Consider the following 25646-nt stretch of genomic DNA (forward strand, 5'->3'; position numbering starts at 1 on the left):
TCGTCCGGTCAGATCGACTTCGGTGCAGTCGATTTCGCGTCCCGATGACGGAGCCGCAAGGCTGCTGGGATGCCCTCTCTCCCGGGTCGCGGTTCTTCTGCTCGGTGATCGCGTGGCGGTCGCGGAATGGCCCGACTCGGCGCTTCATCGCCGGCAGTTGTCGATCGGTCGGTTTCGCGGCATTATATCGGTCATCGATGAGTATCGCCGCAAGGAAATGGAGCGGTAAACGTCGACAAGAATTTCGCCGACGAGGATTCAGGGTGCGTCGAGACGGCGAGCGGAGAGGCCGAGGTTGCCCCGATCGGCCGCAGACCACGGAAGTGGCGCAGCAGGAGGCGGCAGGCGTACGGAGACGCGGTCGGCGCTGCCCGCCCGCGTCTGCCAACCGGGGAGGGGTTCGACTCGGAGAATCGAGTCGGGAGGTTTTGGACAAGACCGGGGGTTCGGAGTAAGCAGCCCCGGCCTCTGGTTCGACATGCGGGTTACTCCACCGCGCGAACGTGAGATCGAGCCTATCAGGTGGTCCCGGTTGTCGACGAATCGTCGCCGCGGGGCTCGCGGCCCGCGCGGGCGACCCGGACCTCCACGTCCTCCGGCTCGAGGGTCTCCGAGGTGTCGGTCACGACACCGACCCGGACCGGTCGGTGAGACGAATCGGTGACCGCCAGTGGGGCGCCGTCGGGCTGTAGGTACTCGTTGCCCCACTGCCACAGCGACATGACGACGGGGAACAGGTCTCGGCCCATCTCGGTCAGGCGGTACTCGTATCGGACGCGCTGTCCGGGCTCCTGGTACGGGACCTTCGTGAAGATGCCGGCCTCGGTGAGTTCCCTGAGTCGGGCCGAGGCAACGGCGTCGGTGATGCCCACCCGCCGGGCGAACTGGTCGAAACGGGTTGCGCCGTAGAAGGCCTCACGCAGGATGAGGATCGCCGACCGCGTGCCGATGAGGTCGATCGCCTTCGCGATCGAGCAGTGTGTCGCCTGCCAGCGGTCACGGTCGGCGAGCGGTCCCACCAGTTTCATCATGGGTACATCCTAACCTGACTTGACAGAACGGAAGTCAGGGCGTAGGCATCTGACTATGGCTGACAAAAGTCAGTTGTTGGTCGGGCCGGTGATCGGTCCCCGGACGAAGTGGGAGAACAACCATGCGAACTGCAGTCATCGTGGATGCGGTCCGGACCCCGATAGGCAAGGGGAAGGCCTCGGGTGCGCTGCACGACGTCCACGCGGTGGACCTGCTCGCGCACAGTCTGCGCGCGATCGTCGAGCGGACCGGGATCGATCCCGGGGTCGTCGACGACGTCATCGCCGGCGTCGTCGGACAAGTCGGTGAGCAGAGCTTCAACATCGCCCGCCGCGCGCTGCTGGCCGCCGGGTACCCGGAGTCGGTGCCCGGGGTGTCGGTCGACCGGCAGTGCGGTAGCGGTCAGCAGGCGATCGCCTTCGCCGCGCAGGGGGTGATCGCGGGCACCTACGACGTGGCGGTCGCCGCGGGCGTCGAGTCCATGTCGCGCATCCCGATGGGATCGGCGGCGGCCGGAACCGACGACCTCAACGGCCGGGCATTCGACGAGCGGTATCCCGATGGGCTGGTCGGGCAGGGGATCTCGGCGGAACTCATCGCGGCGCGCTGGCACATCCCTCGCACCGCCATCGACGAATTCTCCTTGCGTTCGCATGAACTCGCGGCGGTCGCGACGAAGAACGGACTGTTCGACGACGAACTGGCACCGATCGCCGGACTCGCTGCCGACGAGGGCATCCGCGTCGGCAGCACCCTCGAGGACCTTGCGCGCCTGCGACCCGCCTACTACGACGAGGCGATGGCTCGCAGGTTTCCCGAGATCGAATGGACCATCACCGCGGCCAATGCGAGCCAGATCAGCGACGGCTCGGCTGCGGTCCTCGTCATGAGCGAGGAGAAGGCTGCGGAGATGGGACTGCGACCCCGAGCACGGATCCGCACGATCGCCGTCGCCGGCGACGATCCGCTGCTGATGCTGACCGCGATCATCCCGGCGACCCGCAAGGCGCTGGCACGGAGCGGACTGTCGCTCGACGACATCGACCTGTTCGAGGTCAACGAGGCGTTCGCGCCCGTCGTGCTCGCCTGGGCGCGAGAACTCGACGTCGACCTCGACAAGGTCAACGTCCACGGCGGGGCGATCGCCCTCGGTCACCCCCTCGGCGCGAGCGGGGCCCGACTGGCGACGACGGGCCTCAACGCACTCGAGCAGCGCGGCGGCCGGTTCCTGTTGCAGACCATGTGCGAGGCCGGCGGCCTGGCCAACGCGACGATCTACGAACGCCTCGACTGACCCGCGGCTTGAGCTGCGGTCACGTCGTCGACAACAGTCCCACCGCGCGGTCGAACGCCCGGACGCGGTGTCGCGCCACGTCGTATCCGTTCCGGGCGAGGAGCGCGTCCCGCATCTGGGGGTTCAACCGGCCGGCCAGGCCCGTCCACCACGGTTTGTGGCTCCTCGGCAGATCGGCGAGCAGGCGGTCGGACGCGAGGGTGAACACCGGAGCGAGTCGCAGGTAGTCGGGACGGAACTCCCGCAGGTCGCGCTCGGGATACCGCTGTCGGTGCAGCTGGGCGAGGGCGCGAGGCAGGTCGGCGTCGATGTGCGCCGACACCCCGGCCAGCAGCCCCTTCATCACCGGGAGATGGGGCTTGTCCGGGTCGACGATCTCGCAGGTGGACCAGGCGACCTGCCACGCCTCTTCCACATCGCCGCCGTCCCGGTACGCGTCGAGGTTGCGTGCGTAGTACTCGTGGAACACCGGGATGAGGGCGAGAACCCAGTCCGGATGGTCCAGACCGAGGTCCAGAGGGCCGGTGGCCGCGTCGATCATCGTCTCGGTCACGTACTGGTAGACGCGGGCGAACCATTGCTTGGGATCGTCCGCGCCGGCCAACTCGTCCGCGATCTTCTGTTGCAGTCCGCGGATTTCGAGCGCGGTCGACACGAGGTCGTCGAGATCCGCGGCGGAGGACGGGGGAGGCGACGCGGGGAACGACGCGGGGGTCGTCGGATCGTCGACGAGTGTTGCCATGACCTCGAGGGAGCGGCGCACCTCCTTTCGGATCCGACGCGCCATCACCTGTGACAGCGGTGGTGGAAAGAGCGACATGTCGACGCGCCAACGGATCTCGACACCACCGGGAACCGCGACGATGCGCTGCTCACCGCGGTGATCGAGAAGCAGTGGCCCGCCGGAGTAGACGCGGTAGCGGAAGACTCGCGGGAACTCGGTGTGCTCGACGACCTCCCGAAGGCGCACGCGTCCGCCGGGCAGCGTCACCATGCGCAACGCCCCGGCGGTGTCCGGACGGTCATGTGGCCCTGGGGAGATCAGGCTGATCGGGGCGGAGGACCACCGGCACATCTGATCCGGGTCGGTGAGCAGGTGCCAGGCCGCCTCCGGTGTGCAGCGCAGATCCTGCCGGAGGGTGAAAGTGGCAGTCATGCAACGGTCTCCAGGCGTCCCTTGTCGGCGGCGTCGTAGCGTTTCGACTCGATACGACTCAGGTCGAGGCCCAGCTTCGACGTGACGAACCGGAGCTCCCGGTGGGCGATCGAGTGGTCCGAGCCGAGGATGCCGATCCACCGCGCGAGCTCGCGCGAACGGATGACCGGACGCGCCAACGGGACCAGATGCTGTAGGGGCGTGTGCCGTAGTCCCATGGCCGCGGCGACCTCGTCGTCGACCCACCGGCGGGACACCGATTCGAAGAGTGTCCGCAAGAACGGCCGGGTCACCTGGTGGACTGCGTCGTTGAGGGGACCGGGCAGGCCGAGATCGGTGCGATAGCCGTCGTCGAGCAGTGCCTTGACCAGTTGTCGGGCCTCCTGCGGCGGTTCCATGCGGAACTCTCGTGCGATGCGATCGGTTCGCCGCGCGTCGTCGAAGCCGCGGGGGAGGCGGTCCTCGTCGACGCCCATCACCCAGCCGACCCACCGCCACAGGTGGGTGATCGCCTCGAGATCGGCTCGCGAGTAACGGATTCCGAAGTCCTTCGCCACGCGCATCGGCAGGGCCAGGAACCCCGCGGTGATGGTCAACTGGGAATAGGTCTGGTTGATGGGCACGCCCCACTCCTCGTCGTCCCATCGGTCGTGGGCATGGAGGTGGTGGCGAACCAGCGCATGTACCAATCGGATTCGGACGGTCTCCGACCATCCCGGACCGCCCGGTTCCATCAGCCCCGGCGCAGTCGCGAGAGTGACCCATCGGGCGGTCGCCACGACGCGGTCCCAGGTGCCCTCGGTGAGGCGACCGGTGGCGACCAGCGGCCGGGTGAACCCGGGTGCCTGATAGCCGTAGATGAGCGATTGGTACAGCGTGCTCGACTGGAGCGAACCGAAGCGCCACCACGCCTCACCACCCGCTCGGGCTATCGCGGGGTCATACCACGACGGGGGACTACACACCGTGCCCAGAAAGCGGCGCAACGCAGGCGGTGCGTCGTCCCGCCGGCTCGGGTCGTCGATGGCCGAGGTGATGTCTGCCCATCGCCACCCGCCGCCGGAGTACATCTCCGCGACCACGGCGTCGGCAAGGCGGTCGCCCAGCATGAGCCCATCGGCCAGGGCATCGACCGCATCCTGATGCGCGGCCCGGACGTCCTGCCAGTTGCGTGCACCGGTGATCGCGGCGGCTCGCTCGGGGCTCACCGCTCTTGCCTCACTCATAAAAAACAGTGTGTCTTTTTAAGGATCGCCGGTCAAGGAACCGACCGGCGGGCGGTTGCCGCCGGCGCCTTCGAAACCCGACCAGATGAGCAGGTGGAGGTGGTCGACCAGGGTTTCGCGATCGATGGTCCGCGTCCGCGACCACCAGCCGACCGCCGACGACACGGCCCCGACCAGTGCGTGGGCCCAGGACTCGGCGGGTGAGTCATCGGCGCCGCGGGCGCGAAACCCGACACTCAGGATCTCCGCGACGGCGGTGACGATGCCGGACCCGCCGCCGGACTGGTCGAGCCGGCCGGCGAGCAACCGGGCGAGCTCGGGCTCGTCGTCGAACCAGGCGGCCAGGATGTCGATGGCCGCCCGGGTCTGCGCGGCCGGGTCGGCGATCCCCTGGATGACGGAACCGAGGCGTTCGACGATGAGACGCGCGTGCCGGGCGGCCAGTGCGTCGATCACGGCATCCCGGTCGGCGAACGCGGCGTAGACCGCCGACCTGGTGAGGCCGGCCTCCTTGGCGACCTCGGCCAGTCCCACGTCGGCACCCGACCGCCGGATGGCGGCCTCGGCGGAGTCGAGGAGATGTTCGCGCCGGGCATCGATGTCGACGGGAGGACCCGGAGGGCGCCCCCGACCGCGACGCGTGGGCTCGACGGTCATCTCCACCTCCCGGTCAGAAGCGTGTGGTGGGCAACCCTACTCGGCGGCCCGCCCGGAGCGGACATCTCAGTGGCTGCGGCCCTGCCGGAGCGCGTCGATCACCGGCCGGTACATCGTCGTCTTGATGGCGGTGAGGGTGCTCTTGTCCTTGCCGGCGAGCGGCCGGAGGCGTTCTACCGCGCTGGACACCACCGCGTCCTCGGAGGCGGTCGCGTCGACCAATCCCGCGGCCAGGGCGTCGGCTCCGCCGTAGCGGCGTCCGGTGGTCATCGCCTCCACGGCGGTCTGCGGCGAGACCTTCGCCTGGATCAGTGCCGCCATACCTGCGGTGAAGGGGATGTTGATGTCGACTTCGGGGAAGCAGTAGAAGCCGCGGTCGTCGCGCATCACCCGGAAGTCATGGGCGATGGCGAGCATCGCCCCTGCTCCGAACGCGTGTCCGTTGACGGCGGCGACCGTCGGCAAGCCGAAGGTGAGCAACCGGACGAAGAGCGCCTGGACCTGATCGACGTACCAGTCGGCGCGGTCGGGGTTGGCCAGGAGCCATTCGAGGTCGAGCCCGTTCGAGTAGAACTTGCCCGTGCCGGCCGTGACGAGGCCGCGCGCCGAGTTCTCCACCTCGGTCAGCAACTCGTCGAGCGCCGTCAGATGGTCGGGGGAGAAGCGGTTCTCGTCGTCGCCGAGGGTGAGGACGGCGATGTCGTCGTGCAGTTCGAGTGTGGGTGCCATGGTGGTCCGTTCCTTGTCGTGTCGGAGTGCTGTCGTGTCGGAGTGCTGTCGTGTCGGAGTGCTGTCGTGTCGGAGTGCTGTCGTGACGGAGTGCTGTCGTGACGGAGTGAGGACGTCAGGAGAGCGGTCACGTGCGTTGTGGTGGTTCGAGTTCGAGCACCGCGCGAACGGCGGCGGCGAGGCGTTCGCGGACATGTGGTTCCGGCCGGCGTCGCCCGCGGAGGAGGAGCGCGGTCGGCAGTTCCACGACGCAGTCACGCACGACCTCGACCGTGTGACGGTCGGCGCGGTCCCACCGTGCGCGCGCCAGGTCGACGAAGAGGTCGACGAGGGCCTGATCGAGGGCCCGGAGGTCTCGTGCGAGTTCGTCGGGGAGGTCTGCCGAGCCGAGCAGATCGTCTCGGTCGACGGTGAGGAGGAAGCGTCCGGAGGTCGGGTGGTCGAGCAGGAACTGCGCCGGGGTGTCGGCCGCGACCACCACGGCCTCCACTGCGTGTTCCCGGTCGTTGCCGCCGGCGAGGACGGAGTTCACACGGTCGCGTTGGGTTTCCAGGAATCTCCGGGCGGCCCGCAGCCACGTCCGGCCGAGCAGGCCCGCCCGGGAACCGAAGGTGTGGTAGATCGCGCCGTTGGAGACCCCGGTGCGTTCCGACAGCGCCCGCACGGTCACCGCGGCCACGCCGGACTCGACGGCCAGCGACTCGGCGGCGTCGAGCAGTTGGTCGACGTCGTGTATCCGGGGGCGGGGCATGGAAGAGAAAATAACAGAGCACGTGCTCTGTTATCGACGCGCTGTCGGTCGCCTGAATGCCCCGACGGCCTCTCGGGGCGGTTCGTGGGTGGGGGTTCCTACTGGTCGCGAAGTTCCTCGAGCCGGGCGCGGGCCACGTCCTCGAGGCGTTCGACGATCTTCCAGTACGCGGGCGACTTCCGGTGGACCAGCGACGTGTGGGTCTCCCCGTCGAAGAGGTTCAGCTCGGGGTTGCCGCCGGCCGCGCGCAGAGCGGTCGCGTACCGGCGTGCGTTCTCGGGGTCGACATCGTCGTCGGCCAGCCCGTGGAACAGGATGACCGGGAGCGCGGGATCGAGGTTCTGGATCGGATCCACCGACTCGTAGTGGTCGGGCACCTGGTCCGGCGTCCCGCCGAGGATCTGCTTGATGACGCGCCCGTTGCCGTGGTCGACCGCGTAGCGCATGTCGAGCGGGCCGGAGATGGAGGCGACGCGGGAGGGGACGAAAGCAGGCTTCGAGCCAACCTCGTCGTCATCGAGCTTGTGTCGGGTCCCGCCCCAGACCGCCAGTTGCGCGCCGGCGCTGTGGCCGATGACGAGCTCGTCGTCGATGCTGAGTTCGGGATGGGCGTCCGCGAGCGCGGGCACATGGTCGAGTGCGCGGGCCACATCGCGGAACGTGGTGGGCCATCCGCCGCCGGTGCCGTACCGGCGGTACTCGACGTTGTACACGGCGAGTCCGCGATCGGCCAGGTCACGGGCCATCTCGTCGAATTGCTCGGCGCCGAAACGGCTTTCCCACCCACCGCCGTGGATGATCGTCACCAAGGGGACCGAGCCGTCGGCATGATCGCCGGTCGGGAGGTAGAGATTCGCCCAGTTCTCGGCCGGATCCGATTCGCCGGGCTCGAGGTATTCGACGCGCTCGACGGTCACCCGGTCGTTGCTCGGTGGTACCGGAGGGGCGGCGGTCGGGGAGTGCATCTGGCTCTGCCCCGTCGTCGACGAGGACGACGATGCCGGGTCGCCGGTCCCGTCGCCGCATCCCACCGCCCCGGCCAGAACGAAAAGCGATGCAGCGGTTGCGATCAGGAATCTGCTGTGCACACGGAGCATTTAACCACGCAAACCGCCCGTACGGGACGGATGCATCGCCCGCCTCGGCTGGTCTGTGCCGCATGCCATTGCGAGGCCTGGTCGTCATCCCCCGTGGGCATGGCTCCGGCGGAACCGCTACGCGACCGGTTGCGGACGATGCCCCGTCAGAAGTGGTGGGTGTCCAGTCGTGGCGTCGAAGGCGCGGCTTTCGAGCCGGGCTGCAAGGGGGCGACGCCGGGACGCGAGGTCTTGGCGCGCCGAAACGACGCTGCTGGTCGGGAGGGAATCGGAGAACCGAGACGGAGAGGACGTCTCTTTCCACCTTTATATCAGCGCCCGGGGTGGGGCTTGCCGCAAGCGGGTGTCGGGCGTGCACACTGGCCCGGCACGCACGCTCCCGGGAGGTATTCGATGGCCGACGCGGTCGACATTGCGAAGAGGTTCGAGCCCCACGAGTCGGGCGCCTGGTTCCACGGGACCCGCGCCGGCCTCCGCGCCGGAGATCTCCTGACGCCCGGCTTCCGTTCCAACTACCTGGCCGATCACGTCTCCAACCACGTCTACATGACCAAGGTCCTCGACGCCGCGGTCCTGGCGGCCGAGATGGCCGTCGGCGACGGGCTGCCGCGGGTGTACATCGTCGAACCATTGGGTGCCGTGGAAGACGATCCGAACGTCACCGACAAGAAGCTCCCCGGAAACCCGACGCACTCTTTCCGGACCGCGGGGCCGGTCGAGGTGGTGGGGGAGATGACCGACTGGAATCCTCATCCGCCGGAGTACCTCGAGCAGCTCCGTGCGGGGCTGGAAGCCCTGTGTCGTGAGGGGCGGGCAATCCTCTACGACTAGGCCGGGTACGTGGCGCAATATTCCTGTACGGTGTACGGAGTTGACGTCGGAAGGATCCGCCATGGCCTCGTCGCGCCGTATCGCCCCGCCGCGCTGGCTCAAGCCGATGAACAAGACCCTCATGTTCCTGCAACGGTTCGGGGTCATGAAGGAACTGCCGGTCCTGATCGTGCCCGGTCGCAAGAGCGGGAAGCCGCGTCGGACCCCGCTGACGGTCGTCGAGCATAAGGGTCGTCGTTACCTCCTCGAGGGGTTCCCCGGCGCGGACTGGGCGCGCAACGTCCGGGCGGCGGATGGACTCGCACAGATGTCGCTCGGGGGGAGAGGTGACAGCTGTCCGTCTCACCGAACTGCCTGCCGAGGAAGCGGTTCCGGTCCTCAGGGCATGGCCGTCCCTGGCGGGCAGTGACGGACCGAAGTTGATGAAGGAGGCAGGGGTCGTCGACGACGTGACGCCCGAGGCCTTCGCCGCGGTCGCCGGCAAGTGCGGAGTGTTCCGGATCGATCCGCGCTGACCGGTCACCGGTGTCCGGTTCGTCGACGGCGGGACCATAGGTAGAGGACGCCGGCCAGGGCTCCCATCGCGAGCGTCGCCGCGGCCGGGTCGTACTCGTCGTTCGCGTCGAGCGCAGCCCACGCGACGTTGTACGAGGCGTGACCCAGCACCGCGAGGACCGTCGCAGATGCTCTGTGAATGGTCAACTGCACCAGTGTAACTCGGAGCACGACGGTGAACGCCAGCTGCCACAGCAGTTCCGTGGCGGGATGGCCGCCCTGCATGTACGGGATCAGGTGCCACAGGGCCCAGACGGTGCCGACGACGACGCCGGTTGTGAACGCACTGTGCACGCCTCAGCAGGAAGGGCATCAAGACACCGGTCCAACCGAGTTCCTCACAGAACGCGGCGACGAGGAACACGATGGTGGCCGCTGCGAGAGAGTCGGGGATGGCGGGCCAGGTGCCGGCCACAACGAGAGAAGAACCGAATGTGGCGACCGCCGGTGCCACGACGGCGACGCCGACGTCGATCGGTCGGGGGCGGCTCGAGAACACTTGTCGGATCAGTCCTGGACCGCCCGCTGCCATGGCGGCCAGCGCCGGGCTGAGGAACATCAGCGCACTCACCGGCAATTCGCCGCCGCCGACGGAGACTGTGCCACCGGTGACGGCGCCCCATATGTAGAAGGGGAGCGTTGTCGCGACGAGCACTCCCCAGAACCTGCGCATCTGCATCGCGTCGTGGTCGATGTGCGGGATCATTGCCCCTTTTCCCATGGCTTCTACCTGTCCACCGGGCTTTCCTCGCGAGACTAACGTTCGTGGCGCCTCTGATGGTGAAGTCGGATCAGGTCGCGTTGCCAGGCGTCGGCTGTGTCGGGATCGGGGCGATGTCCGCGCGCCTCGTACACACAGGCGTATGCGGAGCAGGTCACACATGGGGCGGCCACGATTCACAAGTGGGATTCGTGGGTATATCCGCAGCATGACAGAGAAGCAGCAGACGGACCCGGAGACCAAAGAAGTCGACACCTCGCCCAAGGGCGCCGAACCCGACGTGCAGTCGGATCCGGCCTACGGCGAGGAGTCCGGCGACTGGACCGGCGAGGGCGGTGCCACCGACGAGGGTCCCGCCACGGACCCCGAGTAGTACGCCGCCGGCGCATTCCCGATGCCGTCGGCCGGCGGGGTTCTGAATCCCGCCGGTCGACGGCGCGTGTCGTCAGTGGGTGTACTCGCGCGAATCCGTTGTGTATTCCGGTATTCCGTAGTCGTCGAGGCGTCGGCGGACGAGGTCGGTGACATACCGGTCGGCGAATCCGTCTAGCACCGGGAGTTTGCCGGCGATGCGGACGGCGGCGAACCGGCTGGTCAGGAACGGCGCGGTCGCCGCCGCGCGGGCCACGTCGAGTGGTGAGAGGTGGACACCCATGTCGGCTGCCCGTCTCAGATCGCCTTCGCAGAACGCGGCGGCGAAGGCCAGTTTGCTGTAGCTCTTCTCGACGGCGTCGGCAGCCTTGTCGTACGCGCTGTCGGAGGGGCGCAGGTAGGCGTCCATCGTCGATGTGACCAGCTTCCGGCAACTGTCGTCGAAGCCGTACTTGAGCGTCGCTGCGCGTGCGTTGAACAGGTCGACGATGTCCTGGGCGGTTCCGGGCAGGAGTTCTTCCGGTAGTCCGAGCATGTGGGCGCGGTAGCGGTGGAACTCGACCATCGCGCGTTCGTCGTAGGGGAGTTCGCGGCCGGCGCGGACCGCCTTCTCGGATTTCTGGTACGGGCCGATCATCCCGGCGGGGAACTGGTCGATCTGGGGGACCGGCAACCCGTAGACGGCGGTGTCCCATGTGCGGCGACGGCTGTTGCCGCGGCTGCGCTGCAGGGCGTTGTACCGCACCATCGAGTGCATGAGCCGCACCATGACGGTGGCCTCGAACCCGGGACTGAACCGGTCCAGGCCGCCGGGCAGGGCCGTCACCGCGAAGTAGGCGGTGGTCTCGTTGACGCGCCGTGCCGCTCGAGTCCCCGACAGCGCGCCGGTCAGGGTCATCGGAAGCGCAGCATAACTGTTGGTGAATGTGGCGAGGAATGCTCCCCGGGTTATGAAGGGGGAGACCAGCGCGGCATACGTCCGGGAGTACGCCGCACCGTCCTCGATCATGTCGTAGTCGATCCAGTCCGGCTTCTGCTGCATCAGCTCGATGAGTTCGCCGATCTCCGACGGCGCCTCGGGGACGTTGTCCGCACCCTCGCGACAGACACGACGAACCAGGTCGATGAGTTCGGAGACCGGATATTGCGATGACAGCGCTGCGACGCGATCGGCCGGCACGTCGGCCAGGAACGTGGCCGTGTGGACCAGCTCCATGAGGCGTGGGTTGTCCAGATACTTCGCGCGGTCACCCAGGCGACTCGGTAGCGCCGACCTGTCATCGGGGTCGGTGGTGAAGCGTTCCGGCGTCGCCTCGAAGTCGAAGTCGCCGTACAACTCGGGCAGTTCCTCGGCCTGTCGTGCGACCCGCGCCGCCAGTTCTGGGTAGTAGTGCGCCATCCCGGCCTCTCAGCTGACTTGTGTCACCTGGTCAACCATTTGACCAGATCGTCACGCGACACTTGGATGCTTTCGAGACAACTGGGCACGTTTGTCTCAGGTGGATTGCTTAGGGCTCGGTTCGGCACGAGGTCGCCTGCTCGACACAACAGATCGGCGATCTGCCGGCCGGCGGTGCTCGAAGGCATCGACTCCGGGTGGGTGAGTCGAGCCGAGGGACTCGAGCACGTCCTCGGTCGGCGGCCGTCAGTCGGTGGTCACGGCCCCGATGTCGCCGCGAACCATGCGGGCGAGAGTTTCGGTCAGCATCTCGACGCCCGCGACGAGGTCGTCATCACGGGTGAATTCCCGTTCGTTGTGCGAGATCCCGTCGACGCTGGGAACGAACAGCATGACCGTCGGCACGATGTCCTTGAGATTGACCGAGTCGTGTCCGGCCATGGTCAGCATCCGTCGGTGCGAGAGGCCGAGATCGCGGGCGACCTGCTCGGCGAGCTCGATCCCTTCCGTCTGGTAACTCGTCGACGGACGCAGCGCCGAGGAGTCGATCGAGACGTGGACCTCTCCGTCGGAATCGATGCGGTCGATCGCTGCGCACAATTCGTCATGAGCCTTCTCGAGCGTGTCGGGATCCGAGGACCTGACGTCGACGGCCATGGTGACCTCGGCCGGCACGACGCCGGCGACCTTGGGTTCGACGTCGAACTGGGCGACGGAACCCAGCACGAGTTCAGCGGGGAACATCGAAGTCAGTTCACGAACCGCCAGGACCACCCGAGCGGCGCCCACCAGTGCGTCGTGGCGGTGCGCCATGTGGGTGGCGCCGGTGTGGGCCTGCTCGCCGTGGACGCTGATCGTGTACTTGCGTGCGGTCCAGTTGGCGGTGACGATGCCGATCGTGGTGTTCTCCCGTTCGAGCACCGGTCCCTGCTCGATATGGATCTCCGCGTAGGAGACCGCCGTCGGCGGCTCGTCATCGCCGTGGAATCCGATCGCCGACAGGGCATCTCGGACGGTGATCTCGGCATGGTCGGTGAGTTCGAGGGTGGCGTCTGCATCGAACTTCCCGATATAGACGCCGCTTCCCATGAGGCTGGGGGTGAACCGGGCGCCCTCTTCGTTGAACCAGTTCACCGCGGCGACGTTGTAACGCGGGGCCAACGATCCGTCGTCGACGCGGTCGGCAACCCGCTGAGCGGCGTGGGCGCCGGCAAGGACGCCGTACGCGCCGTCGAACCTGCCGGCCGAAGGCTGGCTGTCGAGGTGTGATCCGACGAGGACGTACGGGGCTCCCGGAACGAACTCTTTGAGTCCGTACATGTTTCCGACGGCGTCGACCTTGGTCGTGAAGCCGTGACGATCGAACCAGTCGACAAGGAAACGTCGCGTCTGCCCGTCCTCTGCGGTTGCGGCCTGTCGTTCGACGCCGCCCGCTGCAGTGGCGCCGAAGGTGGACATCGTCGTGAAGTCGGCCAGGAAGTCGAGCGCCTCGGCAACTGTCTCGGCGGAATGATCAGCCATTGATCTCTTCTTTCGGGTATCCATGTCGACGGGTCGGGTATGAGCGGTCGGTGCCGGGACGCCGGTTCGGTGTGGTGGCCGGGTGGTGCGGCTTCTCCCGGTCGCCACGTGGGTGTTCCTTCCACGCACACAGAGGCTTTCGGCGACACGGGCGGCGATCGGGGTGGGTCCGTCGGGCGCTCGTGATCCGCTCACAGCAGCCTGACGCCGAACCATTTCTGGCTCGTCACCGCCGACGTAACAGGGCGTAAAGCGAGCCCGACGGCCCGTGCAGACGGACCATTTGTGGTGATGACGGTCAGAGCCAAGGGCTTGTGCACCTGGAATCCCTCGGTGGCGTACAGCTGTCAGCTACCGAACTCGTCGGCCTGGGGGAGTTCCCCGGGTTGGAACCGGAGCACGTGGGCTTGCGCACCCGTCAGGAGTTCAGCTGCGCGAATTCGCAAACGTCGCGTCCGCTGGTCGCCGGCGGGATCGCAACATGAATGATCCGACGGGTCTGTAATGTATGTCGACGACTGTCGGTCGAAGTAACCAAGCAGACTCGGCGATTCCGAGTGGGGAGAAGTACTGACAATCCCTGCCCGGAACGATCGGGCGCGGGGCGTCGTGTGACGGCCATGATCGTGGACGAAAGGAGAGCCATGATCGGCACACTCAACGCGCTCGTCGACCTCGTCGACCAGAACACCAGCGAGCCCGTAGACCTGCCCGGCTTCGCCCGGACCCACGGGACGACGGAGTATCACCTGCGACGGATGTTCGCCTCGCTGGCCGGAATTCCGTTCTCGGAGTACGTGCGGCGTCGTCGCATGACCCTTGCCGCGACGGATCTCGTGAGCAGCGACATAGGCCTGCTCGACCTCGCGGTGTGTTACGGCTACTCGTCGGTCGAGGCATTCGGTCGAGCCTTCCGGTCGGTTCACGGCGCCTCACCGTCGGATGTGCGGACGCATGGCGGTCCTTTCGCAACACAAGCCGTACTCAGGTTCCGCCTGACCGTCGAAGGGAGTCGTCCCATGGACGTCACGATCACCGAACGACCCGCATTCGTGCTGGCCGGACATGCGGCACGGGTGCCGCTCATCTACGCAGGGGTCAACCCGCACATCCAGCGGCACATCGCCTCGATAGCGCCCGAGGAGCACGCACGACTCAAATCCCTCAACGACACCGACCCCGCAGGCATCCTGGCCATCACCGACGGAAGCGAGCCGGACGCGCCGGAGGGCACACCGATCACATATGTGCACGGTGTTGCGCTGCAGCACGATTCGACGGTGCCGGAGGATCTGTCCAGTCTTGCGGTACCCGCCGGCCCCTGGGCCACATTCCGGTCGTCCGGTCCGTTTCCGCAGGCGCTGCAGGAGACCTGGGCGGCGACGGCCACCGAGTGGTTCCCGTCCAATCCGTGGCGTCTGCGGCCCGGGCCGACATTCGTCCGCTACTTGGAACTGACCGAGTCGCACGCCGACGCGGAGATCTGGATGCCGGTCGAGCGGGCCTAGGTCGGGTTCATGGCTTCAACCCGCACACCGCGGGTTGAAGCCATGAACGGAGCCAGATCGCCGGTGCCGTTGAATCGGCACCACTCATTGACGCATGAGCGACGAATAATTCCGCCTCCGTTGTCTGAACAGCACTCAGCGCGGTGGACCATGTGTGAGGGTCGGGCGGTCGAGAACGTCGACGTTTTGCAATCAACCAGGTTGTCGTAGGTGTGCCGCGCCATTGGGAGGAGTGGCCGGGCTAACACCTCTGATGCAATATGCAGCGTGTAACTTGACATAATGTATCTTATCGGCGCCGAGCCTGACCTGCGGAATCGGATGCAACCACGCTCGGTGGCTACCTGGTTGCCAATCGCGCCGCTCGATCCACAGGTGGTAGCGCTCGTACTATCGGAGCGTTCCACTTGCGGTAGTTCGTCTGAGTGTGTGGATGTCAGACGCTGTCTTCTGCGCACGTCGAGCTGAATGGTCTTGTTGCCCAGTCGTTTGTCTGGGTGGACGAACCGGTCCAGTTTGTCCGGTCGCGGGCTCGCTTCCACTCTCGGCGGTGCCTGGCTGATCCGATCCGCCGGCCACAAAACGTCACCGTGACGAAACTAGTGTGATTCGCTCGATGGCTTCATCCTCATCCGGCGACCATGCGGGCTCGGCCTGGCTCAACTCGGTCCGTTTGGGCGTCCCACGCAGCTGGAGTTCATGCGGAATCAGGACCTGAGGGGGTGTCAGATGGTCTGTGTAAGTCCGGTGCTCATCAGTGAGAGGAAGATCTATGAGCATGGCGTTAGACGACAAGCAGCAGGGCCACGACGACGAGCAGTTGCCTGAACTGGCCGAGCCGCGCTCGACCGCGGAAGTCGCCGAGGCATTACAGGCCTCGGGCATGGTCGATGAGCTGCTCGCCCAGATCGATACCGGCCAGGTCCAGATCACCGGCGAAGGCGGGTTGATCCCAGGTCTGATCAAACTGGCCCTCGAACGCGGTCTGAAGGCCGAGCTGACCGATCACCTCGGCTATGCCAAGGGCGATCCGGCCGGGCGGGAGTTGCCCAACGCCCGTAACGGGTCGAGTCCGAAAACGGTGGCCTCGGAGGCCGGGCCGGTCGAGCTGAACATTCCTCGTGACCGTGACGGCACGTTCACCCCGCGGCTGGTCCCGAAGGGCTCGCGCCGCCTCGGCGGCCTCGACGACATCATCATCTCGCTGTATGCCGGCGGCATGACGTTGCGCGACATTCAACACCATTTGGCCTCCACGATCGGCACCGATCTCTCGCACGAGACGATCTCGAAGATCTGCGACGAGGTCCTCGACGCGGTCGATGAATGGCAGAACCGGCCGCTGGAGCCGTTGTATCCCGTCATCTACCTTGACGCCCTGGTAGTGAAGGTCAAAGACGGCGCCCATGTCCGAAATAAGCACGCCCACATTGCTATTGGCGTCGATATGGCCGGCGTCAAGCATGTGCTGGGAATCTGGATACAGGCCGAGGAAGGCGCCAAGTTCTGGGCCGGGGTGTGTGCGAATCTGGCCAACCGCGGCGTCAAGGACGTGCTGATCGTGTGCTGTGACGGGCTCACCGGATTCCCCGAAGCGATCGAGGCGACTTGGCCGCTGGCCACGGTGCAAACCTGTGTGGTGCATCTGATCCGCAACTCGATGCGGTTCGTGAACTACAAAGACCGCAAAGACGTCGCTCGGGCGATTAAACCGATCTACACCGCCCTCGATGCCGAGACCGCCCGCCGCGAGTGGGAAGCCTTCCGCGACTCGGAACTAGGCGCCAAATATCCGAGTGCGGCAATGGCTTTCGACCGAGCCTGGGATCGGTTCATCCCCTTCCTGGCATTCCCGCCCGAGCTGCGCAAAGTCATCTACACCACCAACTCGATCGAGTCGCTGAACTACCAGCTCCGCAAGGTCATCAAGAACCGCGGACATTTCCCCAACGACATCGCGGTCCGCAAACTGCTGTGGCTGGCCATCTGCGACATCGAAGACAAACGAGCCGCTCAACGCCTCAAAGAACGCGGGACCAGGCGGTCACAGCCCCGTAAGGCCCTCGGACGACTGGTCGAGGGACAGGTCGTCACCAACTGGAAGCAGGCCCTCGGACAGCTCGCTCTGGCCTACCCCGACCGGATCGAACCGCACCTCGGCTAAACCCACCGACCACAAGAAAATCAGGAGTCACGTTCTTACACAAACATCTTGACAAGCTCGGACCTGATCCTCGTCGCCTCGGCCGCAACGGTCACCGCGGCATTCCGCACCACCGTCGGCCTTCCGGGTCGCATCAGCACGAGATTGCAGCCCAACCACCCCACCGACGATCCCCGTGGAATCGCCGCGGCAACACTGGACGGATTGCTGATGGGCTGCGGAGACGCGGTCATCGGCATCAACCCGGCAACCGACTCCCCACACGCCACCTCGGAGCTCCTCCACCTGCTCGACGACATCCGGCAGCGTTTCGAGATCCCGATGCAGTCGTGCGTGCTGTCCCACGTCACCACGACCATGGCCCTGATCGAGAAGGGCGGCCCGGTCGACCTCGTGTTCCAGTCGATCGCCGGAACCGAAGGCGCCAACCGCAGTTTCGGGATCGATATCGCCACCTTGCGGGAAGCCAACGACGCAGCCCGCTCACTGCGTCGCGGCACTGTCGGCGACAACGTCATGTACCTCGAGACCGGACAAGGATCTGCGCTGTCGTCGAACGCGCATCTCGGGACCGGTGGCAAGCCCGTCGATCAACAGACCCTCGAGGCCCGCGCGTATGCCGTGGCGCGTGTCCTCGAACCGCTACTGGTCAACACCGTGGTCGGGTTCATCGGACCCGAATACCTCTATGACGGCAAGCAGATCATCCGCGCCGGTCTCGAAGACCACTTCTGCGGCATGCTGCTCGGCCTGCCGATGGGCGTCGACGTCTGCTACACCAACCACGCCGAAGCCGACCAGGACGACATGGACACGCTTCTGACGCTGCTCGGTGTCGCGGGTGCGGCGTTCGTCATCGCCGTCCCCGGGGCCGACGACATCATGCTCGGCTACCAGAGCCTGTCCTTTCACGACGCGCTCTACGTGCGTCAGGCACTCGCCCTCCGCCCCGCCCCGGAGTTCGAGGCCTGGCTGGCCGGGCTCGGCATGGCCGATGCCGACGGCCGCATACTGCCGGTCGACCCGGCGACCTCTCCCCTGCGTTCGCTGGCGGCGGACCGATGACCGCCGGCCACCGGCCTGCCGAGGACCACTGGGCCGAACTGCGATCGACCACCCGAGCTCGGATCGGCCTGGGCCGGGCTGGGACCTCACTCCCCTCGCGCCGGGTCCTCGAGTTCAAGGCGGACCATGCAGCGGCCCGCGACGCCGTGCACGAGCCACTCGACGTCGCCGACCTGGCGCGGCAGATCGGTGATCTCGACGTCGAGCCGGCACTGCATGTCCAGAGCCAGGCCGGCTCTCGCAGCGAGTACCTGCGGCGACCGGATCGCGGGCGGGCGCCCGCCGACCTGTCGCACCTGCCCGACACCGGCGCCGACCTCGCCATCGTGCTGGCCGACGGACTGTCGCCGCGTGCGCTCGGCGAGCACGGGCGCGGACTGCTCGAGGCACTCGTCGACACCTTGTGCCCGCACTACTCCCTCGCTCCCCCAGTGATCGCAACCCAGGCCCGCGTGGCGTTGGGCGACCACATCGGCGAGGCACTTCGAGCCCAGACGATGGTTCTGATCATCGGTGAACGCCCGGGCTTGTCGGTCGCCGACAGCCTCGGCATCCACCTCACCCACCTCCCGCGGCCAGGCCGCACCGATGCCGACCGCAACTGCATCTCGAACATCCACCCGCCCGACGGCCTGGACTACGCGACCGCCGCCGCGATCACTGCGGCCCTGGTCGACGGCGCTCGAAAGCTGAGGAGGTCCGGAGTCGCACTCAAGGACACCTCTCGCGACCAGCTCGCCGACACCGACGCGCGAATCCTGGACGTCTAGAACGGCGGGACGCCCGTGCCGTCGGATCGGTCGACGTGTCCCACACCCGCCTGCCGTCGCACGCAAGGCGACTCGGTCACCGCCGCCAATGGCGCATCGCCGATTCCACCGCGTTCTCGACGGCACCTCCCGTGTCGATGTCGACCGCATCCGGCCAGTGCTCGTCGGCCCGGGCGGCCATCTCGGCCGCGATCTCCGGGGTGGCGTCCGAATGATGCGCGTCGGCACGCTCGATGATCCGGCGTACGGCCGCCTGCGGGTCGACGACGCACCGCATCTCGATCGTCGCGGCATGACAACTGTCGGCGACCGAATGGGCGAGACGGCGGAACTCGGCGTCGGTCCACGACGCATCGAGTATCACCGACTCACCGCGGATCAAGTGCTGTCTTGCGCGAGACAACAGCGTTTCGTAGACGATCCGGGTGTTCGCGGCGGAGTACAGACCGGCGCCGAAGTCGCCGGCTGTACCGGTGAGGGCTCCGGCGCGACGTAGCTCGTGGCGGACGGCGTCACTGGAGAAGAGCTGCGCTCCCACCTCGTCGGCCAACGCCCGCGACACCGTGGACTTGCCCGTGCCGGGAAGCCCGCCCACCAGACCCAACCGCACCTGCGCACTCCTGAGATGGTCGCGCGCCAGCAACGCATGCGACAACGCCCGCCCCGCACCATCCGCATCGCCCTGGGTGGCCCGGATCAGGTCGACCTTCGCCCGCACGATCGCGCGGTATGCGATGTACTGGTCGATGAGCGACCTCGGCGCCGAGTCGTTCGCTTCGGTCAGGTAGGCAGACACCAGCAGGTCGGCGAGCCGTCGGTGACCGCGATATTCGATGTCCATCGCCAAGAACGCGATGTCATCGACACCGTCGACGCTGCAGTCGGCTGTCGAAATCCAGGCAGTCGAGCACGAGCGGGCCGTCCGGCATGCAGAAGGTGTCCTCGGCCAACAGATCACCGTGTCCGTCCACCACCCGCCCCTCGACGATCCGCTCGTCGAAGAGCTCGTCGCGCCCGGCGATGAACTCCTCTGCGAGAACGCCGATCTCGTCCAGCAGGTCGCCGATGCGCTCCGGCGGCCCGAGTTCTCGGATCTCGCGGAGATTCGCCTGCCACCGATCCCACACCGCGGTCGAGGTGCCTTGTCGCGAGATCTCCGGGCCCCGGTCCGCGTCGTGATGGAACCGCGCGATGAGAGCGGCCAAGCGGCCGATCTCGGCGACGACATCCTCCTCGCCGTCTGGGCCGGATGTCTTCAGCAGGTTCGTGAGCTTGTACTTCTCCGGTAACCGGGCCATCACAACGAGCGGCTCCGGCGCCTTCCCTGGCGTGCACACATGTCCCACGCCGAGATACGCCTGTGGTGCCAGTCGCCGGTTCAGACTGACTTCGCGACGGCACGCCTCCTCCCGCTTCTCCACGGACCCGAAATCGAGGAAGTCGGTCACCACCGGCTTCTTCGCCTTCAACGCCCGATCACCACACAGCACGACGATGCCGCTGTGTGTCTCACGGACCTCGATGGCCTGTGCATGCTCCGACAGATCGTGGCCGGCCGGGTACGATTGCACGCTCACCTCCCGTTTGCCTGATCCGTCTCCATCCTCGTTCATGCTCGACCGGTTGCGACACGGTCGTTTGTCCCTTGCTCTCCGCGTCGGGCATCCGACGCACCGTGCACCCCGCCCGTGGGAACAGGTGGGGCTGTCTCCGGTGGTGGGCCGACGACGGTCAGGGTTGCTCGGATCGTGCCGTCGGGCCCTGACCGATCCGTCGGCTCGCGACGACTCCGGCGGTCGCCGCCACCAGACTCGCGGCGAGCGCCACCGCGAGGGCGCCGAGCATGCAGACCGCGATCACCTCCGACGCCGAGTCCGAGATCCCCGTCCACGTCATCAGCGGCGAGAGCCGGTCACCCGAATCTCCGCCGTCCGGGATGGAGACGATCACGCCGACTGCGCATGCGTACCACCAGCCGATGGTCGTCCACGTGAACGCCCGTCTCAGACTCCCTGCGTCGCGCGCACGTCGATCGAACGTCGCGACGACCACCGGGAGGTACAGCGCGACGAGGACCGCGGGCGAGAACGCGAAGGCGAGAACCGAAGCCCAGCCCGCGCTACCGCCGAGGAACTCGCGGCCCAGGACGAAGATCACCAACAGGGCGATTGGCATCACCCAGATGAGCACTCGCAGGGTGCGGCCCAGGCGCCCGGACATCGTCATGCCTCATTGAACCAACCGTGTCCGGGCGTCGTCGCACGGTCGACTCGTAGCGGTGGCTCGCGAACGCCGACTAGAACCTGACCGCGAGATTCTGGGTCGCCAGACGTCGCACACCCCAGAAATATGTGAGCAGCGGCATCGTGCACCACAAGAGGTTCAGGAGGACGAATTTGATCAGCAGGTCGGCGGGACTGGAGACGTTGTCCAGATTGTTGGCGATCTCGGTGCCGAAATACACTGCCGGAAGGGTGACTTCGACGATCAGGCCGCCCATGATCAGCGAGAGCTGCGTGCTCGTGAATCGCTTGCCGTTCCTGAAGTACTGCACCAACGCGTAGAGCTCGAACACTCCCAGGAAGAGCGCGATCCACTCGAGCGTCACGACGAGCGGGTCTCCGTTCAGATAACGGGCGTCACCGCCCAGCAGATAGGGCGACCACATGTACGTCCAGACCGACCCTTCGAGAACGCCTTGTTTGATCTGGTCGTAGAAGAACAGCCAGGGCAGTTCCCAGATGAACCTCGGTGCGAGGGCGATGAAGACCCACACGATGATCATGGCGCCGAGACGTTCGGACTTGGTTCGGTTGCGCTGGTCGGGCAGCGGAAGCCAGGGTAGGGCGAGCGCCGTGACGAAGACGGCGACGACGAGAATCACCATGATCGCCGAGGCGACGTTCTGCGGTACCCCCACTATCGCAGGCCCTCAACAAGATGCGTGCCCACGGACTGGTGAGCGTCGAGCATCCCCCGGGAAACGCCAAGTCCCGCGTCGTCCGGGTGACCGAGGTCGGCGCGCGCGTCGCAGCCGGCGTGAACGCGATGCACAGCGAGATGACCGCGGCGGTCTACGCAGACTCGCCAGATGGTCACCTCGAGGCCTTCCTGGCCTTGTTCGAGCGTCTCGACGCGTACTTCGCCGAGGTGATCGACGGCGAGCGGAAGAGATGAGGCGTCTCGTCTCACCCAGACGTCTGTGCGGTCAGACCGCGCCCAGTCGAATGGGACCGGATTCGACGCTGGCTCAGCAGAACTCGAGAGAGACCAACTGCCAGCGGTATTCGGCGCGTTCGAGCGCGCCGCGCCCACCGACGGCGGGTGTTCGCGGACCCGGGGCACGGACTCGGACCGGCTTGCGTTCGACGCGGCCGGCGAAGACCCGGATCCGTCCGCCGATCAGGCAGGTGCCGAAGATCTCGGCCGCGCTCACGTCGCACAGCTGTGCGTGCACGCGCTGGATTCGCGTGCAGCCCGACTGCTGTGTCGTCGGTGCCGTGCCCGAGCCGACGATCCCGAACGCGTCATGGCGCACGACCGCGTCGACCTGATCGATCACATCCGGAGCAGCCGCGCCACCGAGTTGCGCCGAGCCGCGGCGCCGGTCGATGACCTCGAAGACGGCGCGCATCGTCGACACCGCGAATCGGTGTGCCTCGACTGCGGCGGTGCGGGTGCGGTTCGCTGCGATGGCGCCTTGCGGCATCCGTTCTCGCAGTCGGACGGTTCCGAGCCGTGGACTCCCTGCTGCAGCGGTGGCGCATACCGTCGGTTGACCTGCACTCGATGTTCGCATGCACGTTGGTTGCGGCCACTCGCCGCCGAGGTTCCGTCGCAGCGGGGAGGTCGTCAGCCGTCGGCGGAGAGAACCCGCTCGCCTCTCGTCGCGCGGCCGCGTTCAGCAGCCCGGCCCGGGATCCCGCGAGCCTGGCGGCGATGTGCTCGTCCACTGTCAGCGGGGGGTGACGTCGTGCCATCGGCCGTCGCGCAGCACCTGTAGACCCTTCTCCCGGGCGGCGCACAGGAACCTCGAATGTCTCCACTGCGTGTCTCCTTGTTCCGCACCTGATGATGCGCCCCGAGGTGTCGCTTTCCCGGCCAGGCGGAGACCGTCCCGCCCTGGTGTTCGGGCGTCGCCCACGATACGAGGCGCAGGTCTCGTGCGTCCTGGATCTGCGCGCGCCCCGGATGTCGCACGGGGCCCAAAGACCCTTTTCACGACGATGGCGTAGGAGCACATTCGAGACAGACCACCGTCTGTTCAGCGTCCACACGACATCATGCCGAAAGGCCCGACTCGATGCCGCACATCCTCACCGTCACCATGAACCCCGCGCTGGACATCCACTCGACGGTTCCTCGACTGATGCCCGGCTCGAAGATGCGATGCAGCACGCCCCGATACGACCCCGGCGGCGGCGGGATCAACGTGGCGCGGACCGCCGCGCGGCTGGGGGCGTCGTCGACGGCGGTCATCGTCAGTGGTGGACACACCGGGCGACACATCGAGTCACTTCTGGCAACCGACGGGGTCGACTTCCGCGTCGTCCGGGTCGACGAGCCGACGAGGGAATCGTTCAATGTCGTCGAGGAAGCGAGCGGCGAGTGCTACCGGTTCGTGATGCCCGGGCCACAACTGCACGCCGACGACGAGTTGCGTGCGCTCCGGGCCGTCGACGCCGCGGCGACGTCCGCGTCGGACCTGGTGGTCAGCGGGAGCCTGCCGCCCGGCTGCTCGCCGGGATTCTTCGGCGCCGTCTCGAGGATCGCCCGGGACCGCCGCTGCCGGCTCGTCGTGGACACCAGTGGCGCTGCCCTGCACTGGGTGACCGGCGCCTACCTGATCAAGCCGAGCGTCCGGGAGTTGCGTGAGTTCGTCGACGAACCGCTCCCCGACCGCCCGTCGCAGGTCGCGGCGGCCCGAGAGCTGATCCGACGCAACATCGGTCAGGTGGTCATCGTCTCGCTCGGTGCCGACGGCGCGTTGGTCGTCACCGCCGACGAGGATCATGACGTCCCAGGTGTTCCGGTGGATGTCGCCGGCACCGGTGTCGGCTCCGGCGACAGCATGGTGGCGGCGACCGTCGTCGCGCTGGCGCGCGGCTGGTCGATCGTCGACGCGGTGCGCTACGGCAATGCCGCCGGTGCCGCGGCGATGCTGACGCCGGGTACCGAGCCGCCCCGCCCCGAGGACGTCGACCGCTTGTATCGGGAAGCGTCACAATCACTCTCGGACTGACGGCCCGAGATCGCGCACGTGGCCTCGGCGGAGCCGTCCCGCGGGCGTTCGTACTCGACGGTGATGATCCTCCGCCCGGGCCGTCCGGGGCCGAGTCCGTCCCGGGCGGGCGGCTTCGTCGTGCGGAAGCGTCTGTCGCACAGGGGTGTTCACCGAGCGTGGGGACATCAACAGGCCAGGCTTCCAGGAATACACCGTCTCACCTGCGCGTTGGTAGGGGCGACGGGCTCGGGACCTTGAGTCCTAAGACCCTCGAAACTCGTCACGAGCTGCGTAGAACTAGAGGTAGATGGCTGATTTCAGACGACAAGGGAGGTTGGATCATGGCCACAACGCAGTTGGCGACTCGTTCGCTGTTCCCCAACATCGCTGAATTCTTCAACAGCTTTCCCGCGGCGGATCTGCTCCGCTCGAACGGGCATCTGATCAAGGTCGAGGAGCAGGTCGAGGACGGCAAATATGTCGTGCGCGCCGAACTTCCCGGCATCGACCCGGACAAGGACGTCAACGTGACCATCCGCAACGGCACGCTGACCATCAACGCCAAGCGTGAGCAGCGTGAGAGCCGCGAGGGCTACTCCGAGTTCTCCTACGGCGAGTTCACCCGGTCGGTGACCCTGCCGCAGGGATTCGTCGAGAACGAGGTCAAGGCCGGCTACCGCGACGGCATCCTGACCGTGACCGTGCCCGTGGCCGAGGCGAAGGACGAGGGCACCGAGGTCAAGATCGAAACCGACTGACAGGCCGTTCGTCTCCCAGACCGCCCGCCCCGAGTCGCCAGTCTGTTCCCCCACCCCTCCGGCGACACGGGGCGGGTCTTTGGCTTTCAGGCGATCGGCGCCTTCAGGCCGTGGAGGAGTGTCACGAGCAATCGCTCGAAGATGTTGTCGCGCTCGTCTTCCGGCAGAAGCCCCAGCGGTCCCTTGATGCACAGTTCGGCGAAGCCGTGGACCGAGGCCCAGCAGACCATCTCCGCATCCGATCGGCGTTCCGGGGGGATCTCCCCCACCTCGACCATCTCGTCGAGGACGCTGTGCAGGATGGCGTAGGGGCCACCTCGTCGCTCGGACACGTCGGGACTGACTCCGGGGCGGGAGAACTCGGCGTGAAACGCCACCTGGAACAGATGCGGCTCGTCGATGGCGAACGAGGCGTAGGCACGCGCGGTCTCCCGAAACCGGTCGCGCGCGATGGACGCCGGGTCCTGGTCGGTGGACACCGTCGCGATCCGGTCGCGCATCATCTCGGCCAGCGTTGCCAGCGCCCGATCCGCGATCGATGACATCAATTCCTGGCGATCGGCGAAGTGCCGGTATGCGGCGTTGTGTGACACGCCGGCGCGGCGCGCGACCTCCCGGACCGTCACCTTCTCGGGAGCGCTCGTACGGGCGAGCTCCCAGGCCTCGTCGATGAGGGCGCTGCGAAGGTTGCCGTGATGGTAGGTGGTGCGCGGCGAAGCCATGCCGGTCACTCTACCGAGTCGGGTCTGCTGTCCCGACCAGGGTGAACACGCTCTCGCGAACTTTCTGACCAACGAATGTTGACAAGGACAACAT

The 25646-nt window shown here is 66.9% G+C and carries 26 protein-coding genes and 1 pseudogene; 11 read left to right on the forward strand and 16 right to left on the reverse strand.

Annotated features, from left to right (window positions below; genetic code table 11):
- Positions 1-518 precede the first annotated feature (518 nt).
- Positions 519-1031, reverse strand: coding sequence for a winged helix-turn-helix transcriptional regulator (locus E1P53_RS02915; RefSeq protein WP_006900603.1), 513 nt, complete (start codon positions 1029-1031; stop codon positions 519-521).
- 122 nt (positions 1032-1153) lie between these two features.
- Here E1P53_RS02915 and E1P53_RS02920 point away from each other — a divergent pair, with 122 nt between their 5' ends.
- Entirely contained in the window at positions 1154-2326 is a 1173-nt protein-coding gene (locus E1P53_RS02920; protein ID WP_131733420.1) for a thiolase family protein, read from the forward strand.
- Positions 2327-2345: 19 nt separating this feature from the next.
- On the opposite strand, the gene E1P53_RS02925 is transcribed toward E1P53_RS02920, so the two are convergent.
- The 6 genes from E1P53_RS02925 to E1P53_RS02950 form a co-directional block, all read right to left on the reverse strand.
- Positions 2346-3482, reverse strand: coding sequence for a DUF5995 family protein (locus tag E1P53_RS02925; RefSeq protein WP_131733421.1), 1137 nt, complete (start codon positions 3480-3482; stop codon positions 2346-2348).
- Positions 3479-4708: an oxygenase MpaB family protein gene (locus tag E1P53_RS02930; protein ID WP_131733422.1), complete on the reverse strand. Its 1230-nt coding sequence runs from the start codon at positions 4706-4708 to the stop codon at positions 3479-3481. The genes E1P53_RS02925 and E1P53_RS02930 overlap by 4 nt, the downstream gene beginning before the upstream one ends.
- A gap of 18 nt (positions 4709-4726) precedes the next feature.
- Positions 4727-5365 (reverse strand): TetR/AcrR family transcriptional regulator, encoded by a 639-nt coding sequence (locus E1P53_RS02935; RefSeq protein ID WP_109239498.1) that lies wholly within the window; start codon positions 5363-5365, stop codon positions 4727-4729.
- A 66-nt stretch (positions 5366-5431) separates the two neighbouring features.
- Complete coding sequence (locus tag E1P53_RS02940) at positions 5432-6094, reverse strand: enoyl-CoA hydratase/isomerase family protein (RefSeq protein WP_131733423.1); 663 nt, start codon at positions 6092-6094, stop codon at positions 5432-5434.
- 127 nt (positions 6095-6221) lie between these two features.
- Positions 6222-6845: a TetR/AcrR family transcriptional regulator gene (locus E1P53_RS02945; protein WP_165484389.1), complete on the reverse strand. Its 624-nt coding sequence runs from the start codon at positions 6843-6845 to the stop codon at positions 6222-6224.
- Between the two features lie 98 nt (positions 6846-6943).
- The gene (locus tag E1P53_RS02950; protein ID WP_131733425.1) at positions 6944-7942 is read right to left on the reverse strand and encodes an alpha/beta hydrolase; all 999 of its coding nucleotides are present in this window, start codon (positions 7940-7942) and stop codon (positions 6944-6946) included.
- Between the two features lie 393 nt (positions 7943-8335).
- On the opposite strand from E1P53_RS02950, the gene arr reads away from it, so the two are divergent.
- Together arr and E1P53_RS02960 are read left to right on the forward strand one after the other, a co-directional pair.
- Positions 8336-8773 (forward strand): NAD(+)--rifampin ADP-ribosyltransferase, encoded by a 438-nt coding sequence (arr, locus tag E1P53_RS02955; protein WP_131733426.1) that lies wholly within the window; start codon positions 8336-8338, stop codon positions 8771-8773.
- A 61-nt stretch (positions 8774-8834) separates the two neighbouring features.
- Positions 8835-9182 (forward strand): nitroreductase/quinone reductase family protein, encoded by a 348-nt coding sequence (locus tag E1P53_RS02960; RefSeq protein ID WP_342353770.1) that lies wholly within the window; start codon positions 8835-8837, stop codon positions 9180-9182.
- Between the two features lie 110 nt (positions 9183-9292).
- On the opposite strand, the gene E1P53_RS02965 is transcribed toward E1P53_RS02960, so the two are convergent.
- Positions 9293-9622 carry a hypothetical protein gene (locus tag E1P53_RS02965; RefSeq protein ID WP_131733427.1) on the reverse strand — a complete coding sequence of 110 codons (330 nt, stop codon included), beginning with the start codon at positions 9620-9622 and terminating at the stop codon, positions 9293-9295.
- Between the two features lie 635 nt (positions 9623-10257).
- Here E1P53_RS02965 and E1P53_RS20385 point away from each other — a divergent pair.
- Positions 10258-10422, forward strand: coding sequence for a hypothetical protein (locus tag E1P53_RS20385; RefSeq protein ID WP_165484390.1), 165 nt, complete (start codon positions 10258-10260; stop codon positions 10420-10422).
- Positions 10423-10494: 72 nt separating this feature from the next.
- Here the strand turns inward: E1P53_RS20385 and E1P53_RS02970 are convergent, their stop codons facing one another.
- Complete coding sequence (locus E1P53_RS02970) at positions 10495-11820, reverse strand: oxygenase MpaB family protein (protein ID WP_131733428.1); 1326 nt, start codon at positions 11818-11820, stop codon at positions 10495-10497.
- A gap of 246 nt (positions 11821-12066) precedes the next feature.
- Positions 12067-13341: a M20 family metallo-hydrolase gene (locus E1P53_RS02975; RefSeq protein WP_131733429.1), complete on the reverse strand. Its 1275-nt coding sequence runs from the start codon at positions 13339-13341 to the stop codon at positions 12067-12069.
- 644 nt (positions 13342-13985) lie between these two features.
- On the opposite strand from E1P53_RS02975, the gene E1P53_RS02980 reads away from it, so the two are divergent.
- The 4 genes and pseudogenes from E1P53_RS02980 (at position 13986) to eutC (ending at position 18848) form a co-directional block, all read left to right on the forward strand.
- Entirely contained in the window at positions 13986-14849 is an 864-nt protein-coding gene (locus tag E1P53_RS02980; protein WP_131733430.1) for an AraC family transcriptional regulator, read from the forward strand.
- Positions 14850-15621: 772 nt separating this feature from the next.
- Positions 15622-17013 carry an IS256 family transposase gene (locus E1P53_RS02985; protein WP_131733218.1) on the forward strand — a complete coding sequence of 464 codons (1392 nt, stop codon included), beginning with the start codon at positions 15622-15624 and terminating at the stop codon, positions 17011-17013.
- Positions 17014-17058: 45 nt separating this feature from the next.
- Positions 17059-18078: pseudogene (eutB, locus tag E1P53_RS02990) on the forward strand (ethanolamine ammonia-lyase subunit EutB); the annotation flags it as partial.
- Positions 18075-18848, forward strand: a complete 774-nt coding sequence (gene eutC, locus E1P53_RS02995; RefSeq protein ID WP_131733431.1) for an ethanolamine ammonia-lyase subunit EutC — start codon at positions 18075-18077, stop codon at positions 18846-18848. The pseudogene eutB and the gene eutC, both read left to right, overlap by 4 nt.
- Before the next feature lie 76 nt (positions 18849-18924).
- Here eutC and E1P53_RS20655 read toward each other — a convergent pair whose 3' ends face one another.
- The 4 genes from E1P53_RS20655 to E1P53_RS03010 all read right to left on the reverse strand — a co-directional run bounded on the left by E1P53_RS20655 (position 18925) and on the right by E1P53_RS03010 (position 21735).
- Positions 18925-19689, reverse strand: a complete 765-nt coding sequence (locus E1P53_RS20655) for a P-loop nucleotide/nucleoside kinase family protein (protein ID WP_244941099.1) — start codon at positions 19687-19689, stop codon at positions 18925-18927.
- A 16-nt stretch (positions 19690-19705) separates the two neighbouring features.
- Positions 19706-20425, reverse strand: a complete 720-nt coding sequence (locus tag E1P53_RS20660) for a hypothetical protein (protein WP_244941100.1) — start codon at positions 20423-20425, stop codon at positions 19706-19708.
- A gap of 154 nt (positions 20426-20579) precedes the next feature.
- The gene (locus tag E1P53_RS03005) at positions 20580-21074 is read right to left on the reverse strand and encodes a hypothetical protein (RefSeq protein WP_131733432.1); all 495 of its coding nucleotides are present in this window, start codon (positions 21072-21074) and stop codon (positions 20580-20582) included.
- 70 nt (positions 21075-21144) lie between these two features.
- Positions 21145-21735 (reverse strand): hypothetical protein, encoded by a 591-nt coding sequence (locus E1P53_RS03010; RefSeq protein WP_230823712.1) that lies wholly within the window; start codon positions 21733-21735, stop codon positions 21145-21147.
- A gap of 53 nt (positions 21736-21788) precedes the next feature.
- Between E1P53_RS03010 and E1P53_RS03015 the strand changes: the two genes are divergently transcribed.
- Complete coding sequence (locus E1P53_RS03015; protein WP_131733434.1) at positions 21789-22025, forward strand: winged helix DNA-binding protein; 237 nt, start codon at positions 21789-21791, stop codon at positions 22023-22025.
- Positions 22026-22098: 73 nt separating this feature from the next.
- On the opposite strand, the gene E1P53_RS03020 is transcribed toward E1P53_RS03015, so the two are convergent.
- The gene (locus E1P53_RS03020; RefSeq protein WP_165484391.1) at positions 22099-22557 is read right to left on the reverse strand and encodes an Rv3235 family protein; all 459 of its coding nucleotides are present in this window, start codon (positions 22555-22557) and stop codon (positions 22099-22101) included.
- Positions 22558-23151: 594 nt separating this feature from the next.
- On the opposite strand from E1P53_RS03020, the gene E1P53_RS03030 reads away from it, so the two are divergent.
- Positions 23152-24090, forward strand: coding sequence for a 1-phosphofructokinase family hexose kinase (locus E1P53_RS03030; RefSeq protein WP_006901785.1), 939 nt, complete (start codon positions 23152-23154; stop codon positions 24088-24090).
- Positions 24091-24413: 323 nt separating this feature from the next.
- Positions 24414-24830: an Hsp20/alpha crystallin family protein gene (locus E1P53_RS03035; protein ID WP_006901784.1), complete on the forward strand. Its 417-nt coding sequence runs from the start codon at positions 24414-24416 to the stop codon at positions 24828-24830.
- A gap of 86 nt (positions 24831-24916) precedes the next feature.
- On the opposite strand, the gene E1P53_RS03040 is transcribed toward E1P53_RS03035, so the two are convergent.
- Positions 24917-25552: a TetR/AcrR family transcriptional regulator gene (locus E1P53_RS03040; protein ID WP_131733436.1), complete on the reverse strand. Its 636-nt coding sequence runs from the start codon at positions 25550-25552 to the stop codon at positions 24917-24919.
- Positions 25553-25646: the final 94 nt, after the last annotated feature.

Origin of the sequence: Gordonia paraffinivorans, from assembly GCF_900683595.1 — a bacterium.
In the GTDB taxonomy this organism is placed as follows: domain Bacteria; phylum Actinomycetota; class Actinomycetes; order Mycobacteriales; family Mycobacteriaceae; genus Gordonia; species Gordonia paraffinivorans.

Coding starts and splice junctions, on each gene's coding strand:
- E1P53_RS02980 (WP_131733430.1), top strand. CDS start 13,986: ATGATCGGCACACTCAACGCGCTCGTCGACCTCGTCGACCAGAACACC.
- E1P53_RS02945 (WP_165484389.1), bottom strand. CDS start 6,845: ATGCCCCGCCCCCGGATACACGACGTCGACCAACTGCTCGACGCCGCC.
- E1P53_RS20385 (WP_165484390.1), top strand. CDS start 10,258: ATGACAGAGAAGCAGCAGACGGACCCGGAGACCAAAGAAGTCGACACC.
- E1P53_RS02915 (WP_006900603.1), bottom strand. CDS start 1,031: ATGATGAAACTGGTGGGACCGCTCGCCGACCGTGACCGCTGGCAGGCG.
- E1P53_RS02970 (WP_131733428.1), bottom strand. CDS start 11,820: ATGGCGCACTACTACCCAGAACTGGCGGCGCGGGTCGCACGACAGGCC.
- E1P53_RS02950 (WP_131733425.1), bottom strand. CDS start 7,942: ATGCTCCGTGTGCACAGCAGATTCCTGATCGCAACCGCTGCATCGCTT.
- E1P53_RS02940 (WP_131733423.1), bottom strand. CDS start 6,094: ATGGCACCCACACTCGAACTGCACGACGACATCGCCGTCCTCACCCTC.
- E1P53_RS03040 (WP_131733436.1), bottom strand. CDS start 25,552: ATGGCTTCGCCGCGCACCACCTACCATCACGGCAACCTTCGCAGCGCC.
- arr (WP_131733426.1), top strand. CDS start 8,336: ATGGCCGACGCGGTCGACATTGCGAAGAGGTTCGAGCCCCACGAGTCG.
- E1P53_RS02920 (WP_131733420.1), top strand. CDS start 1,154: ATGCGAACTGCAGTCATCGTGGATGCGGTCCGGACCCCGATAGGCAAG.
- E1P53_RS02960 (WP_342353770.1), top strand. CDS start 8,835: ATGGCCTCGTCGCGCCGTATCGCCCCGCCGCGCTGGCTCAAGCCGATG.
- E1P53_RS03015 (WP_131733434.1), top strand. CDS start 21,789: ATGCGTGCCCACGGACTGGTGAGCGTCGAGCATCCCCCGGGAAACGCC.
- E1P53_RS03010 (WP_230823712.1), bottom strand. CDS start 21,735: ATGGTGATTCTCGTCGTCGCCGTCTTCGTCACGGCGCTCGCCCTACCC.
- E1P53_RS02935 (WP_109239498.1), bottom strand. CDS start 5,365: ATGACCGTCGAGCCCACGCGTCGCGGTCGGGGGCGCCCTCCGGGTCCT.
- eutC (WP_131733431.1), top strand. CDS start 18,075: ATGACCGCCGGCCACCGGCCTGCCGAGGACCACTGGGCCGAACTGCGA.
- E1P53_RS03030 (WP_006901785.1), top strand. CDS start 23,152: ATGCCGCACATCCTCACCGTCACCATGAACCCCGCGCTGGACATCCAC.
- E1P53_RS02985 (WP_131733218.1), top strand. CDS start 15,622: ATGAGCATGGCGTTAGACGACAAGCAGCAGGGCCACGACGACGAGCAG.
- E1P53_RS02975 (WP_131733429.1), bottom strand. CDS start 13,341: ATGGCTGATCATTCCGCCGAGACAGTTGCCGAGGCGCTCGACTTCCTG.
- E1P53_RS20655 (WP_244941099.1), bottom strand. CDS start 19,689: ATGGACATCGAATATCGCGGTCACCGACGGCTCGCCGACCTGCTGGTG.
- E1P53_RS03005 (WP_131733432.1), bottom strand. CDS start 21,074: ATGACGATGTCCGGGCGCCTGGGCCGCACCCTGCGAGTGCTCATCTGG.
- E1P53_RS02925 (WP_131733421.1), bottom strand. CDS start 3,482: ATGACTGCCACTTTCACCCTCCGGCAGGATCTGCGCTGCACACCGGAG.
- E1P53_RS02930 (WP_131733422.1), bottom strand. CDS start 4,708: ATGAGTGAGGCAAGAGCGGTGAGCCCCGAGCGAGCCGCCGCGATCACC.
- E1P53_RS03035 (WP_006901784.1), top strand. CDS start 24,414: ATGGCCACAACGCAGTTGGCGACTCGTTCGCTGTTCCCCAACATCGCT.
- E1P53_RS03020 (WP_165484391.1), bottom strand. CDS start 22,557: ATGCCGCAAGGCGCCATCGCAGCGAACCGCACCCGCACCGCCGCAGTC.